This is a genomic window from Fructobacillus tropaeoli (assembly GCF_016860625.1).
GTDB classification, from domain to species: domain Bacteria; phylum Bacillota; class Bacilli; order Lactobacillales; family Lactobacillaceae; genus Fructobacillus; species Fructobacillus tropaeoli.
Map to the genome: position 1 here is coordinate 1 of NZ_BOJU01000005.1, position 16,001 is coordinate 16,001.

Here is a 16,001-nt window from a genome sequence, read left to right on the forward strand (position 1 = left end):
CTCAAAGGTGTCGTGTTGATGGCATAGAGGAACCACCTGTACCCATCTCGAACACAGAAGTTAAGCTCTATAGCGCCGAAAGTAGTTGCCGGAACGCTGGCTGCGAGGATAGGACGACGCGATGCCGTACATATTATATTGAAAACAAAAGAGAGTTTTCCGGAGAGGTGTCCGAGTCAGGCTTAAGGAGCACGGTTGGAAACCGTGTAAGCGGTGAAAGCTGCTTCGAGGGTTCGAATCCCTTTCTCTCCATTTTGGACGATTAGCTCAGCTGGGAGAGCACCTGCCTTACAAGCAGGGGGTCACAGGTTCGATCCCTGTATCGTCCATTAAGCTACGCCCTCTTTTTTGTTTTCAAACATGAGTTAGAGTAACCTTGTGGGGTGCAAGTCCTCATCATGTTATTTCGGCGATAGCTGATTGTTAATACCTTAGGGATATAGTTTAATGGTAGAATAGCGGTCTCCAAAACCGTTGATGGGGGTTCGATTCCCTCTATCCCTGCCATGGCGGTAGTGGTGAAGTGGTTAACACACTGGTTTGTGGATCCAGCATGCGAGGGTTCGATCCCCTTCTACCGCCCTAATAAAGTATTTATACTTTATATTGCCCTTGTGGCGGAATTGGCAGACGCGCTGGACTCAAAATCCAGTGGTGGCAACACCGTGTGGGTTCGACTCCCACCGAGGGCATAACGAAAAACCTGGACTTTTGTCCAGGTTTTTTCTTTGGACAAAAAGCGGGTGAAACCTTGAATTTTCCCCGTTTTTTAGGTATTCTTGTTAAGAGTAAACTAGGTGAAATAGGACCTGGTTTGGAGGATGATTTTGGACCAAGAAGCATTTGTAAAGAGCCTAAAAGAAGCTGGCTTGACACTATCAGACCAGCAAATTGATCAGTTTGACCGTTACTTTTCTTTGTTGGTTGAGACGAATAAGGAATTCAATTTAACGGCCATTACGGATCATGATGAGGTTTATTTAAAGCACTTTTATGATTCGTTGACCTTGGCTTTTTACCAACCAGCATTAAAGGTTGCAGAACCAACTTTGATTGACATTGGTTCTGGTGCTGGCTTCCCGGCAATCCCTTTAAAAATTGCTTTACCAAACTTAAAGGTAACACTGGTTGATTCCTTGAACAAGCGAGTGAATTTTTTGAAAACGGTTGTTGCAGACCTTGGTTTAGAAAACGTGACGGTTTTGCACGGTCGTGCCGAAGATTTTGGACAAGATCAAAAAATGCGTGAAAGCTTTGATTACGCGACGGCTCGAGCAGTGGCGCGAACTGCGGTTTTAGCTGAGTACACATTACCGTTTGTGAAACTTGGTGGACAACTTCTCGTGATGAAGGGCTCTGCTGGTGAAGATGAACTGAAGGCTGGAAAAAAGTCTTTACAGACACTTGGTGGTCAATTAAAGGAAAGCTTTACTTTCACCCTACCAAATCAGGATCCACGAATGATTCAGATTATCGATAAGGTACAACAGACACCAAAGAAGTATCCAAGACAAGCGGGTACACCTAGCAAAAAGCCATTATAAAAGAAAAAGGAGCCAGCAGATGGCAAAGATTATTGCTTTGGCCAACCAAAAGGGTGGGGTTGGCAAGACAACGACAAGTATTAACCTGGGTGCTGCCTTGGCGAAGGCTGGTAAGAAGGTTTTGTTAGTAGATGCCGATCCACAGGGAAATGCAACCTCTGGTGTTGGTGTTGACAAATCAGAATTAGAAAATGATGCTTATGAAGTTTTGATTAACGGAGTTGCTGCTAAGGATGCTATTGTCAAAGCGGATACACTCGACATTTTACCAACGACGATTCAATTGTCGGAAAGTGAAGTGCAATTAGTTGATCTTCCCCGACGGGAATTTCGTTTAAAGGATGCACTGGCACCGCTGGCCGACCAATATGACTATATTTTGATTGATAATCCGCCTTCACTAGGGCTTTTAACAATTAATTCTTTCACGGCAGCAGATGCGGTTTTGATCCCTGTTCAAACCGAATTTTACGCTTTGGAAGGGTTGGGACAATTGCTCAATACGATTGAACTTGTCCGCCAAGGTCTGAATCCTGATTTGGAAATGGCCGGTATTTTATTGACAATGTTTGATACCCGAACTAATTTAGCAAAGCAGGTCTCTGAACAAGTACGAACATACTTTGAAGACCGGGTTTACCATACAGTCATTCCACGGACAGTTCGGCTATCGGAAGCACCTTCATACGGCCAGGCGATTATTGATTTTGATCCAAAGTCACTTGGTGCGCGGGTGTATACCGAATTTGCGAAGGAGGTCATGGCGCAATATGGTTAATAAAAAAGGTGGCTTGGGTAAAAACATGGATTCGCTCTTTGGATCTAATGGTATTTCAAAGGAAGCTTTGGCCCATTCCAAAACAATTAGCCGCAACCCGGAGGCGGGGGAAAAAGTAGTTTCGATTCCCTTAGACCAAATTGAAGCCAATCCGTTTCAACCACGGTTGCACTTTGACGAAGAATCAATCAAAGAGCTGGCTCAGTCAATTAAAGAAAATGGCCTGTTGACGCCGATTATTGTCCGTCAAAGCGGTGCTAAGTATCAAATTATTGCTGGTGAACGTCGTTTCCGCGCAACGAAGACGTTGCCGGTGAAGGAAATTACTGCGATTGTTCGGGCAACCAATGATGACACGATGGCGACGTTGGCGTTGATTGAAAACTTGCAACGCGATAACTTGGACCCGATTGAAGAATCACGTGCTTATGCGAACTTGATGGCCCAGCTGGATTTGAACCAAACTCAACTGGCCGAAAAATTAGGTAAAGAACGGACCACGATTGCCAACGCTTTGCGGTTGTTAAAGTTACCAAATCAGGTCCAAGACCTGGTTCAAGCTGGTGAGCTTTCAATGGGGCAAGCCCGTGCCTTACTTGGCTTGGAAAAAGAAGGCCAGATGAATGCGGTTGTTCAAACAATTTTGAAAGAACAGTTGAATGTTCGTCAGGTCGAAGCACTGGTCAAGAAGGTCAACGCTGGTGACCAAAAGCCTGCTAAGAAGGCTGAATCACCGTTTGCTAAGGATTTAGCAAATCGATTAGAAGACAAATTTGGAACGAAGGTCAAGGTCAACACCGGTTCAAAGGGTGCTGGAAAGATTGAAATTGCCTATCTTTCAGAACAAGACCTGGCCCGAATCTTAAGTATTTTATCAATTGAGGTAGACTAAGATGGCGCAATCAATTGAATATGGTCTGGGTGACCTAGTTGAAATGAAGAAGCCCCATGCTTGCGGAACTAACGCTTGGGTGGTGAACCGCCTTGGGGCCGATATTAAAATTACCTGTTCGAATTGTAACCGGACAATTATGTTAACCCGGTTTAACTTTGAAAAACGCTTGAAAAAAGTCTTAAAAAAGGCCGAAGAAGATTAATTTTCGCGGCTCAAGACGAAAGGATAAACAGACATGGCTTTAACAGCTGGAATCGTTGGACTACCTAACGTTGGTAAGTCAACACTTTTTAATGCAATTACAAAGGCTGGCGCGGAAATGGCAAACTATCCATTTGCCACCATCGAACCAAACGTTGGGATTGTCGAAGTACCAGATGATCGCTTAGCTCGGATTCAAGAAATTGAACCAGCTGATAAGATTATCCCAACAACATTTGAATTTACCGACATTGCCGGTATTGTGAAGGGTGCATCCAAGGGTGAAGGACTTGGAAATAAGTTCTTGGAAAACATCCGTCAGGTGAACGCCATCGTTCACGTTGTGCGTGCCTTTGATGACGATGAAATTATCCACGTTAATGGTAAGGTTGATCCGCTTGATGATATTGATACTATTAATACCGAATTGGTCTTAGCTGATTTGGAAGCGGTCGATAAGCGTTACGCTAAGGTTGCTCGTGCTGCCAAGGGTTCTGATAAGGCTGCCAAGGCAGAAGCTGCTGTTTTGGAAAAGATTAAGCCTGTCTTGGAAGCTGGTAAGGCTGTCCGGACGATTGACTTCTCAGATGAAGAAGACAAGGTCGTGAAGGGCTTGTTCTTGTTGACATCAAAGCCAACGCTTTATGTTGCCAATATTGCAGAAGACGACATGGCTGATCCAACGAACTCACCATACTACCAAAAGATTAAGGATTTTGCTGATTCCGAAAAAGCAGAAGTGATTGCTTTGTCAGCAAATGCCGAAGAAGAAATTGCCCAGCTAGATGATGACGAAAAGGCCGATTATTTGGAATTGGCTGGTGTCAAGGAACCTGGTTTGAACAAGCTGATTCGCTCTGCTTACCACTTATTAGACTTGCGAACATTCTTTACCGCTGGTGGCAAGGAAACGCGTGCATGGACCTTTAAGGCCGGATACAAGGCACCTCAGGCTGCCGGTGTTATCCACTCTGATTTTGAGCGTGGGTTCATCCGAGCAGAAACGATTGCCTTTGCTGATTTGGATGAATATGGTTCTGTTAAGGCCGTTAAAGAAGCCGGTAAGTTACGATCAGAAGGAAAAGATTACGACGTTCAGGACGGCGATATTATCGAATTCCGTTTCAACGTATAATAAATTTAAAGGACGAAAGACAGTAAGATGACTCAAGTAGATCCCCAATTAAGCAAGAAGAACCAAGACTTTATTTTTCGATTTAAGAAGGGCTTGGCGGAAACTGACAAGTTAACTGACGAACGCAAGGAAGAAATCGTGCAAACGGTTTCTGAAAAGCTTTACGTCGGCCAAAAGGCAGGGAAAACAGCTGCACAAATGTATGGGTCACCGGCTCAACTTTTGCAACAGTATTTGAATCCTCGCCGCCTAGCTAAGAAGTTCCACGATTATTCCTTTACATTCTTGGCGACTGACACGGCCTTGGTCTTGGTCATGTTCTTGTCTGGTTTTTTTGCCGTTACGATGAGTTTTGGCAAGAGTTCAAGCGAAAGCCAGGGAATTGGCGTTGTGTCAATGCTCTTGCTGTCATTCTGGGGTGGTGCTATTTACACCTTGGCAATGCAACGCTTGGTGCCTAATCCAAAGGATAAGAACCCTAAGAAGAAGATGCCAACTTGGTTGTTGCTGATTGTTGTTGCCATCCTTTGGGTTGCCGGCTTTACGGCCTTCATGTTTATTCCGACAGTAGTTAACCCAAGCTTGCCACTCTTTGGTAATGTGTTGGTCTTGGCTTTGGCTTGGTTGGCATACCTGTTGAATCGAAAGCATGCTGGATTGGAACACGGTGGTATTTTGGCCATCTCAAAGTTGTCTCAGCAAGCACGGGTAGATGAGGCGAATCAAAAGGAGTAAGGGATGAAAATCTTAGTTGTCGACGACGATCAAGAAATCGCTGAATTATTAGAAATTTACTTGAAAAACGAAGGCTACGAACCCGTGATTGCACAAGATGGGAAAGAAGCCCTCTCGAAGTTAAATACTAACCCGGATGTTGCTTTAATGGTATTGGACATTATGATGCCCAATATGTCTGGTTTAGAGGTGTTAAAGGCTGTTCGCAAGGACACGCATATTCCAATTTTGATGCTCTCGGCTAAGTCTTCTGATATGGACAAGATTCAGGGACTGATTTCCGGCGCCGACGACTATGTCACAAAACCTTTTAACCCTTTGGAAGTGATGGCTCGAATTCGGTCACTTTTGCGGCGGTCCCAAAACATGGTCCAGGAGCAAAAGCCTGATGTGTTATCGGTAGCCTCTTTGGTGATTAACAAGGATTCCCACGAGGTGAAGACAACCAGTGGCGATTTGGTTAATTTGACGGCCTTAGAATTTGGAATTTTATACCTGTTGGCCTCTCATCCAAACCGCGTTTTCTCTGCGGATGATATCTTCGAGCGCGTCTGGCAACAGGAATCTGTTGTTTCTGCTAAGACCGTCATGGTGCATGTTTCCCATTTGCGTGATAAATTAGAAGAAGCAACACATGGTGACCAGGTTATCCAGACTGTCTGGGGTGTTGGTTACAAGATTGAAGTGAGCTAATCATGGTCAAAAAAAGTACAATTTTGGCGCAAACCGTTTTGTCCTTACTTTTGGCCACCTTGACCTCGTTTGGCCTTGCCTGGGCATTGGCCTTTGACCTCTTAAAAGACAAAATGAATTGGTCAGCTCGGGAAAGCTGGCCTTTTTTTTACATTGTTTGGCTACTGCTATTGATTATTTGGTTGATTCATCTGTGGCGGCGTAGTCGAGAACGGTTGTTATTGCTAAACCTGACGAAACGACTCTACACCCTTGCCAACCATCCTGACCTTGATTACAAAACGGATGGCAATGATGAGTCGGACTTGCCTGAAAACCAGGAAAAGCGGCAGTTACCGACTTATAGCAATCAAGCACGGCAGTTAACGGCCTTAGTTGACCGTGTGGTCGCCGAGTTCAATTTGGCTCATGAAGAGCAGTTAGCCGTTGAAAAGTCGAAGGATGAGATGATGACCAACATCTCTCATGACTTACGGACGCCACTAACGGCCATTATTGGTTACCTGGGCTTAGTGGTCACGCCCAATTCGCCCTTATCAGAAGAAGACCAGGCTAAGTATTTAAAGACGGCCTATCATAAGTCCAACCAGATGAAGACACTGGTTGAAGACCTCTTTGAGTTTGCCAAGTTACAAACAACGCAGGTGAGCTTGAATATTACTGATTTCTCGCTGGGCGACCTTTTTGATCAAGTCCTAGCGAACTATGCTATGGAGGCGGAAAATCGCCACCTGCGCTTTGCTACTAATTTAGATCCGCGTGTGATTGTGATGGCTGGTGACTCGGACAAATTAGCCCGGGTTTTGATTAACTTAGTGGAAAACGCATTAAAATATGGTCAAGGTGCTAGCTTTATTAAATTAACTGGCCAGGTCAAGGAGAATGGATTGGTAGAAATCAGGGTGATTAATGATGGTCCTGCTATACCTGCTAGTTCGGCCAACCATATTTTTGAGCGTTTTTACCGCGTGGAAGAATCGCGCAACAACAAGACAGGTGGTACAGGCTTAGGTCTTGCCATTGTGAAAGGCATTATTGACCAACACCAGGGTCAAGTAAAAGTCGAATCAGATGAGACGGCCACGGCATTCGTCATGACCCTCCCGCTGAAACAAGTGAAAGAAGAATAGAGTTATGAATGAAAAGCCAATGTATCGGTTACAGGCTGCCAATCGAAAGAAGAAACGTGGTCGGTTTTGGGCCATCCTTATTGCCATCCTTGTTCTAGTGTTGGCCATGGTCGGCGCAGGCCTATATTTCTTGGTACCAGATGATGTGAAGTCATCGATTCAGGCAACTAAGGACCAACCGGTAAGCTTAAATGTTGATGCTACTTCGGCCGTGGTGATTGATTTGACCTCTGGCCAAATCTTGGGTGAAAAGGATGCTAATAAGCAAGCACCAATTGCCTCTGAGAGTAAAATGTTGGTCGCTTACGGTGTCTTGAAAGCCATTGAAAACAATCAATTGAAGTGGACCGACCAGGTGACGGTGCCGGCTAGTGCAGACCTTTCGGCACAAAATGCGGATGCTATTTCGCATTTGAATATGAAGACGGGCGATAAGCTTTCGGTGCGCGACCTGTACTGGGCAATGTTTACTAATTCCGCCAATGATGCTGCGCTGACTTTAACGGCAGCCTTAACCAAGCCCGGACAAACGGCCCAACAAACCCTCGAGTCTTTGGCCAGTGACCTGAACTTAAAGGGGACTGCCTGGTATAACGGTGCTGGTTTGACAAACGGTGACTCTTATAACAACAACGAAGTTACCTCCGCATCTGATTCGGCTGCAAACCATGCATCAGCGATGCAGGTGGCAGAAATTGCCAAGAAGATTATGACGATGGATCCGACTTTGAAGACGGTAACGGCTAATCCAACGATTACCTATACCAAAAACAAGACCGTCAAGGTGACGGAAACTTCTGATTTTGGCCAAGGATTTGCCAACATTGTTAAAGGTTTAGATAACGAAAACGGACTGAAAATCCTTGGTTTGAAGACTGGTTCTACACCAGAAGCTGGTGCATGTTTCACCGGTTACGTCGTTGACCAACAAGGCCATGAGTTCTTGACGGTCGTCAACAATGCCGCCGATTACACGGATACAAAGCAACGCTTCCAAACGACAATCGACATGGTCAACCAAGTTTTGGCCAAGAAGAAAGCCCATACCTATACCGCCGGTAAGCAACTGACGAACCACAAGACTGTTGGTGTTGATGGGGAAAGTAAATCAGTGGACGTACAAGTGGCAGCAAGCAAAACATATTGGACTAGTCCGAAAAAGTCGTTAAAGATTCAGTCGTTGAAGGACTTGAAGTCTCGTCCCGATGAAAAGAGTACCGACGTGGTGACTTATGCCAAGCCGGAATTGAAGGCAACCTTCCTGCCAGGCCTGTCTGACACGGATAAGGAAATTCCTTTACAAGTTTTAACGGCAACAGATAAGAAATAGTTTAAAAAAAGTTTGCCTAATTTTTAGTAACAGCGTTAACATTACCGTAAAGAGTGCTATAATAAAAACAGTGAAAGCGTTTACTTTCCGGACAGAAAGGGGTATTCTTCATGGCAGCAATCCATTTTGATTCGAACGGTTTACAGAACTTCGTTGCAGACAACGAATTAGATGAAATTAAGGATCAGGTGCGTTTTGCGCATCAGACATTGGCGAACAGGACCGGTGCGGGGGCTGATTTTACCGATTGGTTCCACTGGGCATCGAGCCAGGACCAAGTTAGTTTGGCACCAATTCATCAAGCGGCAGATGCAATTAAACAGAATTCTAAAGTTTTGGTAGTCATTGGCATTGGTGGTTCTTACTTGGGATCTCGAATGGCCATCGACTTTTTGAAGTCACCTTGGCATAACGAATTAGTCCAGGGCGATGAGGTCAAGGTTTATTTTGCCGGTAATGCGATGTCACCAATGGCCTTAGATGAATTGGACCGAGTAATCGGTGACCAAGATTTCTCTGTGAACGTGATTTCAAAATCAGGAACCACGACGGAGCCAGCCGTTGCCTTCCGTTTCTTTAAGCAACGCTTGGTCGCCAAGTATGGTGAAGAAGGTGCCAAAGAACGTATCGTGGCAACGACGGATGCCAAGAAGGGTGCCTTGAAGAATGAGGCAACTGCCGAAGGATACCAAACATTGGTCATCCCTGATGGTATTGGTGGTCGATTCTCTGTTTTGTCAGCCGTTGGCTTGTTGCCAATGGCCGTTGCTGGCATTAACATTGAAAATGTTTTGGCTGGTGCAGCGGAAGCTGAAAAGACTTATAGCAGTGACGATGTCCATGAAAACCCAGCCTTAGCTTATGCGGCTTACCGCCGGATTTTGTATGACAAGGGCTATACAACTGAAATTTTGGCTAACTGGGAACCATCTTTGCAGTATTTGTCAGAGTGGTGGAAGCAGTTGATGGGTGAATCAGAAGGAAAGAATCAAAAGGGCATTTATCCTTCATCTGCAAACTACTCAACTGATTTGCACTCTCTTGGTCAATATATCCAAGAAGGTCGTCGTGACCTCTTTGAGACGGTTGTCCGTATTGACCACTCAAAGCATGATTTGCCAATTCCAAAGACTGGTGATAACGAGGATGGCTTGCTCTATTTGGAAGGAAAGTCATTGGAAGAAGTCAATAAGACCGCTGCGACTGGCGTTGTCTTAGCTCACGTCGATGGTGGTGTGCCAAACTTGGCTGTCCACTTGGATCGTCAAGACGAAGCTGGTTTGGGCGAATTGATTTACTTCTTTGAATTAGCTGTTGGTGTTTCAGGTTATCTCTTTAACATCAACCCATTCAACCAACCAGGTGTTGAAGCCTATAAGACGGCCATGTTTGCCCTTTTGGACAAGCCAGGTTATGAAGAACAAAGTAAGGTCTACCACGACCGCTTAAAGTAAGACAAAATAAAAACTAGAAACCAAGTTCGCGCATGAAGGCGAATGGGTTTCTAGTTTTTTTGTCTAACTGACTAGTTGGTGGAGCTGCTAACAGCAGTCCGTTAAGCATTAGCCGATTGGCGCATTGCTATTAAATCGCTGATTTTTACAGAGAATGCTTTATTAGACAGCAAAGAATTGATGAATGGCTTCAACCGTTTTATCGGATCCAACGAAGTAGATGGTATCACCGGGCATGATATTGGCATAGGGGCCGGGTGACAAGATAATTTCGTCTTCGTGGAGAATGGCGATAATCGTTGCTCCGGTATTTTGCCAAATGTTCAAAGAACCGATTGATTGGTTGAGCATCGGTGAGTCGGCCTCGGGAATAAATTCGTAAGGCGACATGGGATTATTTTTGCGCACTCGTTGGGTTTGATCCAATAGGAGTGAGAAGGCCTCGTCTAAATTAGCTAAGTCCTCTTTTTGTTTAGCGATTAAGCCTTTAATTTCGCTGTGAGTGGTTTGCAGGTCGCGACTTTCTTTTGCTTGATCGAGAAATTCACGGGCCTTTTCCCTTGAAAGAACTTCGACGCCAGAACCGTGAACGGGCTTGACGATATCGAGATCGGCTAGCACTGAAATCGCCTTGCGGGCGGTTTCAGCGGAAACGCCAAAGGTTGCGGCCAAGGTTGAACGAGCATGGAGCTTTTCGCCAACGAGAAATTGTTTATTAACGATGTGCTCAGCGATTTCCTGAGCGATTTGGTGATAACGAGGTTCTTTAACTTTCGGCATAACCGGCGTCCTTTAAAAGAATTAGTGAATAAATATTCTAATTTGACAAAAGTGACCACTAGTGTATGATAATAGAGTGGTCACTATTGACCACCGCTAAAATCCACGACGGTGGTCACTTATTTAGTTTATTTTAAATGAGCAGGATAGTCAACTCATAGGAGGGTTTATGCCAAAAGTTCAGATTAAGCATTTAACCAAAATCTTTGGAAAGCGCCAGAAGGCCGCTTTGAAGATGGTTGAAGAAAATAAATCTAAGAACGAAATCTTTGAAAAGACTGGCTCAACGGTTGGTGTTTACGACATTAACCTTGATGTAAATGAGGGCGAAATCTTCGTCATCATGGGGTTGTCAGGTTCTGGGAAGTCGACGTTAATTCGTTTGCTCAACCGCCTGATTGAACCAACCAGTGGGGAAATCTTTTTGGATGGGAAAAACATTACCCATTACAATAAGAAGGAAATGCTTGATATTCGTCGCAAGAAAATGTCGATGGTCTTCCAGAATTTCGCCTTATTCCCACACCGGACCATTCTGGAAAACACAGAATTTGGTTTGGAAATCCAAGGTGTGCCAGCAGCAGAACGGCGCGAGCGTGCCGAAAAAGCCTTGGAGAACTCGAAACTTTTGTCCTTTAAGGACCAGTATCCTTCACAGCTTTCAGGGGGGATGCAACAGCGAGTTGGTTTGTCACGGGCATTAACGAATGATCCTGACATTCTCTTAATGGATGAAGCCTTTTCTGCCTTGGATCCATTGGTTCGTCACGAAATGCAAGATGAACTCTTGGATTTGCAGGCTAATGTGAAGAAAACGATTATCTTCATCACCCACGACCTGAACGAAGCTTTGCGTTTGGGTGATCGGATTGCCATCATGAAGGATGGTCAGTTGCAACAAATCGGTACTGGAGAAGAAATTCTGACTAATCCAGCCAACGATTATGTTGAAAACTTTGTGGAAGATGTTGATCGTTCAAAGGTTTTGAATGCGGAATCCATCATGATTCCTGGTTTGACGGTCAACGCTGATACCGATGGGCCGAACGTTGCCATGCACCGGATGTCAGAAGAAGAAGTTTCTGGTTTGGTTGCCGTGGATGGTAACCGGAAGTTTGTCGGGTACGTGACATCTGATGCGGCCGTGAACGCTCGTCGCGAAAAGTTTACTTTGCGTGATGTTATCACAGAAATGCCAACGGTAACGCCTGATACGGTTGTTTCAGACATTATGCCAATCATTTATGACGCCCACACACCAGTGGCCGTTGTCGATGAAAATCAGAAGCTTCACGGCATTATCATTCGTGGTGCCGTGATTGAAGCGTTAGCCCAAACGGAAGGAGACAATAATGATTAATTTATTATCAGTTGCCAAACTCCCAATCGACTCCTGGGTAACCGATGGGGTTAACTGGTTAACAAAGAATCTTTCTGGATTCTTCACGGCCATTCAAAATAGTGGTTCCACTACGATGGATGGCATTACGAACTTTTTAACAGCCATTCCAATGCCAATTTTTATTATTGCTTTGGCGTTGATTTCATGGCTGTTAACGCCTAAGAAATATGGTCAACCACTCTTTATCTTGATTGGTTTGGCATTGATTGCCAACCAAGGATTGTGGTCTGATTTGATGCAGACGCTGACACTGGTTTTGATGGCCTCGGTTGTCTCTCTGGTTATTGGAATTCCATTGGGGATTTGGACGGCTAAGTCGCCGAAGGCCTACATGGTCATTAAGCCTATCTTGGACTTTATGCAGACCATGCCCGCCTTTGTTTATTTGATTCCGGCCGTTGCCTTCTTTGGTATCGGTGTTGTGCCAGGGGCCTTTGCCTCCGTCATCTTCGCCTTGCCACCAGTTGTTAACTTTACTTATCTTGGTTTGCAACAGGTGCCAACTGATTTGGTCGAAGCCGCTGACTCATTCGGGGCAACGACTTGGCAAAAGTTGTTCAAGTTGGAATTGCCAAATGCGAAGAACACCATTATTGCCGGTGCTAAGCAAACTATTATGCTGGCATTGTCGATGGTTGTGACGGCTTCGATGATTGGGGCGCCAGGACTTGGTCGTGGCGTCTTGTCAGCCGTTCAACACGCTGACGTTGGATCAGGATTCGTTAATGGAATTGCCTTGGTTATCTTGGCCATCATCATTGACCGCTTTGTTCAACGAATGAACACGGAACCCGTTTCCGCACCAAAGTTGCCAAAGTGGCGTAAGTTGGCTACTTGGGCAATGTTGGCCGTGATTGCTATCTCCGGTATTGCCGGCAGCATCACTGCTCATCAAGCTTCAGGAAAGAAAGTCAACATTGGTTATGTTGAATGGGATTCTGAAGTTGCCTCAACGAACGTCTTGGCTGAAGCAATGCGTCAGCACGGCTATGATGTGACGATTACGCCACTTGATAACGCCGTGAACTGGCAATCAGTTGCTAACAAGCAAACCGATGCAACTGTTTCGGCTTGGTTACCAAATACTCACAAGGCCTTGTACGCTAAGTATAAGAACGATGTTGACTTGCTTGGCCCTAACTTGAAGGGTGTTAAGTTAGGCTTGGTTGTTCCAGACTACATGAATGTTAACTCGATTGCTGATTTGACAAATCAGGCCAACAAGACCATTACTGGTATTGAGCCTGGTGCCGGTGTTATGGCTGCTGCACAAAAGACGATTGATTCTTACGGTAACCTTTCTGGTTGGAATTTGCAGGCATCATCATCTGGTGCAATGGTTTCAGCATTGGATAAGGCTTACAAGGCTAAGCAACCAATTATCTTGACTGGTTGGTCACCACATTGGATGTTCAACAAGTATAAGTTGAAGTACTTGGCTGATCCAAAGGGAACGATGGGATCACAAGAATCAATTAATACTGTTGTTCGTAAGAACTTGAAGCAGACGAACCCCGATGTCTACAAGGTGATGAAGAAGTTCCACTGGACACAAGATGACATGCAGACGGTGATGCTTGATATCCAAAACGGTAAGACACCTACAAAGGCCGCCGATGACTGGATTAGTAAGCACAAGTCTCAAGTCAACGCTTGGTTTAAGTAACAAGACTCATGTCGTTTGACTCCGGTCTGATGGCAAATTAAAAGCGACTCGAAGTAATCAATTTGATTACTTGGGTCGCTTTTTGTGTGTGCTGTTGGCTGGGGCTCAATGGCGAAGCTGATTTGACCGCTTAAGAGCGTTTAAAGGAGGCTAAGAGTTGCTTTAAGATGTTTTCATCTGAGTAGGACAAAACGTTCTTAGCGTAGAGCTTTTGCCCATATTGAGCAAGTGCCACGAGGACAATTAGCGAAATGGTCAGTGACAGAAGGGCCTGCCACCAGTTAACGTATTGGTTGGCGAGGAGGCTGGGCATCGTTGATTGCGACATGAAGGGGATGTAGGCAAAGATTCGGACGACGACGTTATTGCCACCGTTTGAAGCGGATGCCAGTCCAACAACATAGGGAATCATGGCCAGGGTGGTCACAGGGACCATTGCTTGGGAAACCTGTGAAGTATCGTTCACTAACGAAGCCGCAATCGCTGCCAAAATCAGGTACAGTCCAGTGGCTACGATGATGAAGACAAACGTATAAGTCAAAAATCCCGGGGTCAATGCGGTTAGGTAGGAAAGCGCCTGCTTAACCATCGTAATTTGTTGACCGAAGAGGTTGGCTCCTATCCCTAGGACGACATAGGAAAGGAGCTGGGTGACCAAGAGACCGGTGATACCAAGGAGCTTGCCAAAGTATTGCGCCTGGGCTGATGAGGCCGCTAGCAGGGTTTCCATAATTCGTGATGACTTCTCGTTGGCAATTTCATTACCGATTAAGGAAGCATAGGTGGAAACAATTAGTAAGACGATAATGGTGACAGCAACTGAAATGGCCGCCTTTGCAGCCTGGTTATTATCGGCATCCTGTTGGCTTGATTGGTTTTGGACCGTTGTCTTGAGACTAAAGGGCGTCATCAGTGCTGCGGTTTGTCTTGCAGTCAGCCCGTAATTCTCAGCCTGAGTGGTCAAGAAAAGTTTACTGAGGACCGCTTGTAATTGATCCTTATCAATTTTTGGTGCTTTTTGCTGGGTGACTAATGTGCCTTGACCATCATTTAGGGTCAGGATGCCATCGATTGTCTGTTTTTTCAAGGCCGATTGGGCGGATTGTTCGTCGGTGATTGATGAGACCTTGATGTTCATCTTGCTGGCCGATTGGTTAATGGCTTCACGACTGGTACTGGGACCAATGATGGCTACCTTGGCTGGTTGGTCGTTTGAAAAGTAACTAATACTATAACCCAGGAGACCGGCTGCGGCAATTAAAAGAATCGGTGAAATGATTAACCACCAGAAGGACTTTTTCTTCAGGCGGGTAAGGTAGGTGTGTTTGGCAACTAGGAGTGTGGGATTAGTCATTGGTGCTGACCTCCGTTTTAAAGATTTCGGCCAGGGTTGGTGGCTGTTGTGAGAAGGCGGGGATGTAGCCGTTGCGAGTTACCGCCTCAAAAATTTGTCGTCCGGCTGCTTCATAGGCAAGTGTCAGCATATAGCCACCGTCCTTTGGTTCAGCGTGAATGACCCCGGCCATCGCCAAGTAGTCTGATTTCGTCAAATGGGGGGCCTCAACATAGAGGCGGGTTCGTCCAAAGGACTCACGAATGGCCTGAACGGGGCCTTGGAGAACAGTCCGACCTTTTTTGAGCATCAGTAGTTGATCTGAAATTTGGCTGACGTTGTCCATATTGTGCGATGAAAAAATAATCATCGCTCCGCGAGCTTTGAGACGCTTAATTTCGTCCATAAAAATGGCAGCATTGACGGGATCTAAGCCTGAGAAAGGTTCATCAAGGATGATAAATTCTGGTTCGAAAATCAGCGCCATAATCATTTGGATTTTCTGGGCATTTCCTTTTGACAGGGACTGAACCAAGTCACCGGGCTCGCCGACAACTTGTAATCGGTCCATCCAGTCTTTGAGGGCATTCTTAGCGGCCTTTTTCTCCATGCCGTGAAGTTGGGCCAGGTAGACGACCTGTTCTTCAACTGTTTGCTTTTGATAGAGACCGCGTTCTTCGGGTAAAAAGCCGATTTTCCGACGCAAATGATCGTCGATTGGGTGGTTATCCCAGGAAATGGTACCATCGTCTGCCTGGATAAAGTCTAAAATCATCCGAAAAGTCGTGGTTTTGCCGGCACCATTTTGTCCGATTAGTCCGAGAACTTCACCTGGTTGGAGGGTAAAGGAGAGGTCGGAAACAGCTTGGTGGCCGCCGAATGCTTTTGATAGGTGGGAAAGAGTAATCATGATAAAGCTCCTAAC

15 protein-coding genes, 5 tRNA genes and 1 rRNA gene are annotated in these 16,001 nt (G+C 45.4%); 18 read left to right on the forward strand and 3 right to left on the reverse strand.

Translation table 11 applies throughout. The features are described from left to right. The first annotated feature begins 8 nt into the window (after positions 1-8). From rrf to FT12353_RS07070, 16 genes are all read left to right on the forward strand, one after another. A 5S ribosomal RNA gene (rrf, locus tag FT12353_RS06995) occupies positions 9-125 on the forward strand. Positions 126-161: 36 nt separating this feature from the next. Beyond that, positions 162-252 (forward strand) — tRNA-Ser (locus tag FT12353_RS07000). Positions 253-256: 4 nt separating this feature from the next. Further along, a tRNA-Val gene (locus FT12353_RS07005) sits at positions 257-329 on the forward strand. A gap of 104 nt (positions 330-433) precedes the next feature. After that, a tRNA-Trp gene (locus FT12353_RS07010) sits at positions 434-507 on the forward strand. A 2-nt stretch (positions 508-509) separates the two neighbouring features. Then, positions 510-582 (forward strand) — tRNA-His (locus FT12353_RS07015). Positions 583-608: 26 nt separating this feature from the next. Further along, a tRNA-Leu gene (locus tag FT12353_RS07020) sits at positions 609-692 on the forward strand. A gap of 135 nt (positions 693-827) precedes the next feature. Further along, positions 828-1,544: a 16S rRNA (guanine(527)-N(7))-methyltransferase RsmG gene (rsmG, locus tag FT12353_RS07025; RefSeq protein WP_203619235.1), complete on the forward strand. Its 717-nt coding sequence runs from the start codon at positions 828-830 to the stop codon at positions 1,542-1,544. Between the two features lie 19 nt (positions 1,545-1,563). After that, a complete protein-coding gene (locus tag FT12353_RS07030) occupies positions 1,564-2,322 on the forward strand; it encodes a ParA family protein (protein WP_059394241.1) in 759 nt (252 codons plus the stop codon). Further along, positions 2,315-3,214 (forward strand): ParB/RepB/Spo0J family partition protein, encoded by a 900-nt coding sequence (locus tag FT12353_RS07035; RefSeq protein ID WP_059394242.1) that lies wholly within the window; start codon positions 2,315-2,317, stop codon positions 3,212-3,214. The genes FT12353_RS07030 and FT12353_RS07035 overlap by 8 nt, the downstream gene beginning before the upstream one ends. Before the next feature lies 1 nt (position 3,215). Continuing rightward, entirely contained in the window at positions 3,216-3,419 is a 204-nt protein-coding gene (locus FT12353_RS07040; RefSeq protein ID WP_047975534.1) for a DUF951 domain-containing protein, read from the forward strand. Between the two features lie 33 nt (positions 3,420-3,452). Then, complete coding sequence (ychF, locus tag FT12353_RS07045; RefSeq protein WP_203619236.1) at positions 3,453-4,553, forward strand: redox-regulated ATPase YchF; 1,101 nt, start codon at positions 3,453-3,455, stop codon at positions 4,551-4,553. A gap of 27 nt (positions 4,554-4,580) precedes the next feature. Continuing rightward, complete coding sequence (locus FT12353_RS07050) at positions 4,581-5,288, forward strand: DUF1129 family protein (protein ID WP_203619237.1); 708 nt, start codon at positions 4,581-4,583, stop codon at positions 5,286-5,288. Positions 5,289-5,291: 3 nt separating this feature from the next. After that, positions 5,292-5,981 carry a response regulator transcription factor gene (locus FT12353_RS07055; protein WP_047975531.1) on the forward strand — a complete coding sequence of 230 codons (690 nt, stop codon included), beginning with the start codon at positions 5,292-5,294 and terminating at the stop codon, positions 5,979-5,981. 2 nt (positions 5,982-5,983) lie between these two features. Then, entirely contained in the window at positions 5,984-7,111 is a 1,128-nt protein-coding gene (locus FT12353_RS07060) for a sensor histidine kinase (protein ID WP_239061195.1), read from the forward strand. A 4-nt stretch (positions 7,112-7,115) separates the two neighbouring features. Beyond that, positions 7,116-8,441, forward strand: coding sequence for a D-alanyl-D-alanine carboxypeptidase family protein (locus tag FT12353_RS07065; RefSeq protein ID WP_203619238.1), 1,326 nt, complete (start codon positions 7,116-7,118; stop codon positions 8,439-8,441). Between the two features lie 110 nt (positions 8,442-8,551). Next, positions 8,552-9,895 (forward strand): glucose-6-phosphate isomerase, encoded by a 1,344-nt coding sequence (locus FT12353_RS07070; RefSeq protein ID WP_203619239.1) that lies wholly within the window; start codon positions 8,552-8,554, stop codon positions 9,893-9,895. Between the two features lie 162 nt (positions 9,896-10,057). Here the strand turns inward: FT12353_RS07070 and FT12353_RS07075 are convergent, their stop codons facing one another. After that, positions 10,058-10,675, reverse strand: coding sequence for a GntR family transcriptional regulator (locus FT12353_RS07075; RefSeq protein WP_203619240.1), 618 nt, complete (start codon positions 10,673-10,675; stop codon positions 10,058-10,060). A gap of 169 nt (positions 10,676-10,844) precedes the next feature. On the opposite strand from FT12353_RS07075, the gene FT12353_RS07080 reads away from it, so the two are divergent. Both FT12353_RS07080 and FT12353_RS07085 read left to right on the forward strand, forming a co-directional pair. Continuing rightward, positions 10,845-12,035 carry a quaternary amine ABC transporter ATP-binding protein gene (locus FT12353_RS07080; protein ID WP_203619241.1) on the forward strand — a complete coding sequence of 397 codons (1,191 nt, stop codon included), beginning with the start codon at positions 10,845-10,847 and terminating at the stop codon, positions 12,033-12,035. Next, positions 12,028-13,743 carry an ABC transporter permease/substrate binding protein gene (locus tag FT12353_RS07085; RefSeq protein ID WP_203619242.1) on the forward strand — a complete coding sequence of 572 codons (1,716 nt, stop codon included), beginning with the start codon at positions 12,028-12,030 and terminating at the stop codon, positions 13,741-13,743. Before FT12353_RS07080 ends, FT12353_RS07085 begins: the two co-directional genes overlap by 8 nt. Before the next feature lie 130 nt (positions 13,744-13,873). Here the strand turns inward: FT12353_RS07085 and FT12353_RS07090 are convergent, their stop codons facing one another. Both FT12353_RS07090 and FT12353_RS07095 read right to left on the reverse strand, forming a co-directional pair. Beyond that, positions 13,874-15,097: an ABC transporter permease gene (locus tag FT12353_RS07090; RefSeq protein ID WP_203619243.1), complete on the reverse strand. Its 1,224-nt coding sequence runs from the start codon at positions 15,095-15,097 to the stop codon at positions 13,874-13,876. Then, positions 15,090-15,986, reverse strand: coding sequence for an ABC transporter ATP-binding protein (locus FT12353_RS07095; protein ID WP_203619244.1), 897 nt, complete (start codon positions 15,984-15,986; stop codon positions 15,090-15,092). The genes FT12353_RS07090 and FT12353_RS07095 overlap by 8 nt, the downstream gene beginning before the upstream one ends. Between the last annotated feature and the right edge of the window lie 15 nt (positions 15,987-16,001).

What these genes read in the sequence shown, in the direction of transcription:
- FT12353_RS07080 (WP_203619241.1), top strand. Translation starts at nt 10,845, where the DNA reads ATGCCAAAAGTTCAGATTAAGCATTTAACCAAAATCTTTGGAAAGCGC.
- FT12353_RS07085 (WP_203619242.1), top strand. Translation starts at nt 12,028, where the DNA reads ATGATTAATTTATTATCAGTTGCCAAACTCCCAATCGACTCCTGGGTA.
- ychF (WP_203619236.1), top strand. Translation starts at nt 3,453, where the DNA reads ATGGCTTTAACAGCTGGAATCGTTGGACTACCTAACGTTGGTAAGTCA.
- FT12353_RS07035 (WP_059394242.1), top strand. Translation starts at nt 2,315, where the DNA reads ATGGTTAATAAAAAAGGTGGCTTGGGTAAAAACATGGATTCGCTCTTT.
- FT12353_RS07090 (WP_203619243.1), bottom strand. Translation starts at nt 15,097, where the DNA reads ATGACTAATCCCACACTCCTAGTTGCCAAACACACCTACCTTACCCGC.
- FT12353_RS07050 (WP_203619237.1), top strand. Translation starts at nt 4,581, where the DNA reads ATGACTCAAGTAGATCCCCAATTAAGCAAGAAGAACCAAGACTTTATT.
- FT12353_RS07055 (WP_047975531.1), top strand. Translation starts at nt 5,292, where the DNA reads ATGAAAATCTTAGTTGTCGACGACGATCAAGAAATCGCTGAATTATTA.
- FT12353_RS07030 (WP_059394241.1), top strand. Translation starts at nt 1,564, where the DNA reads ATGGCAAAGATTATTGCTTTGGCCAACCAAAAGGGTGGGGTTGGCAAG.
- FT12353_RS07070 (WP_203619239.1), top strand. Translation starts at nt 8,552, where the DNA reads ATGGCAGCAATCCATTTTGATTCGAACGGTTTACAGAACTTCGTTGCA.
- FT12353_RS07040 (WP_047975534.1), top strand. Translation starts at nt 3,216, where the DNA reads ATGGCGCAATCAATTGAATATGGTCTGGGTGACCTAGTTGAAATGAAG.
- FT12353_RS07060 (WP_239061195.1), top strand. Translation starts at nt 5,984, where the DNA reads ATGGTCAAAAAAAGTACAATTTTGGCGCAAACCGTTTTGTCCTTACTT.
- FT12353_RS07095 (WP_203619244.1), bottom strand. Translation starts at nt 15,986, where the DNA reads ATGATTACTCTTTCCCACCTATCAAAAGCATTCGGCGGCCACCAAGCT.
- FT12353_RS07075 (WP_203619240.1), bottom strand. Translation starts at nt 10,675, where the DNA reads ATGCCGAAAGTTAAAGAACCTCGTTATCACCAAATCGCTCAGGAAATC.
- FT12353_RS07065 (WP_203619238.1), top strand. Translation starts at nt 7,116, where the DNA reads ATGAATGAAAAGCCAATGTATCGGTTACAGGCTGCCAATCGAAAGAAG.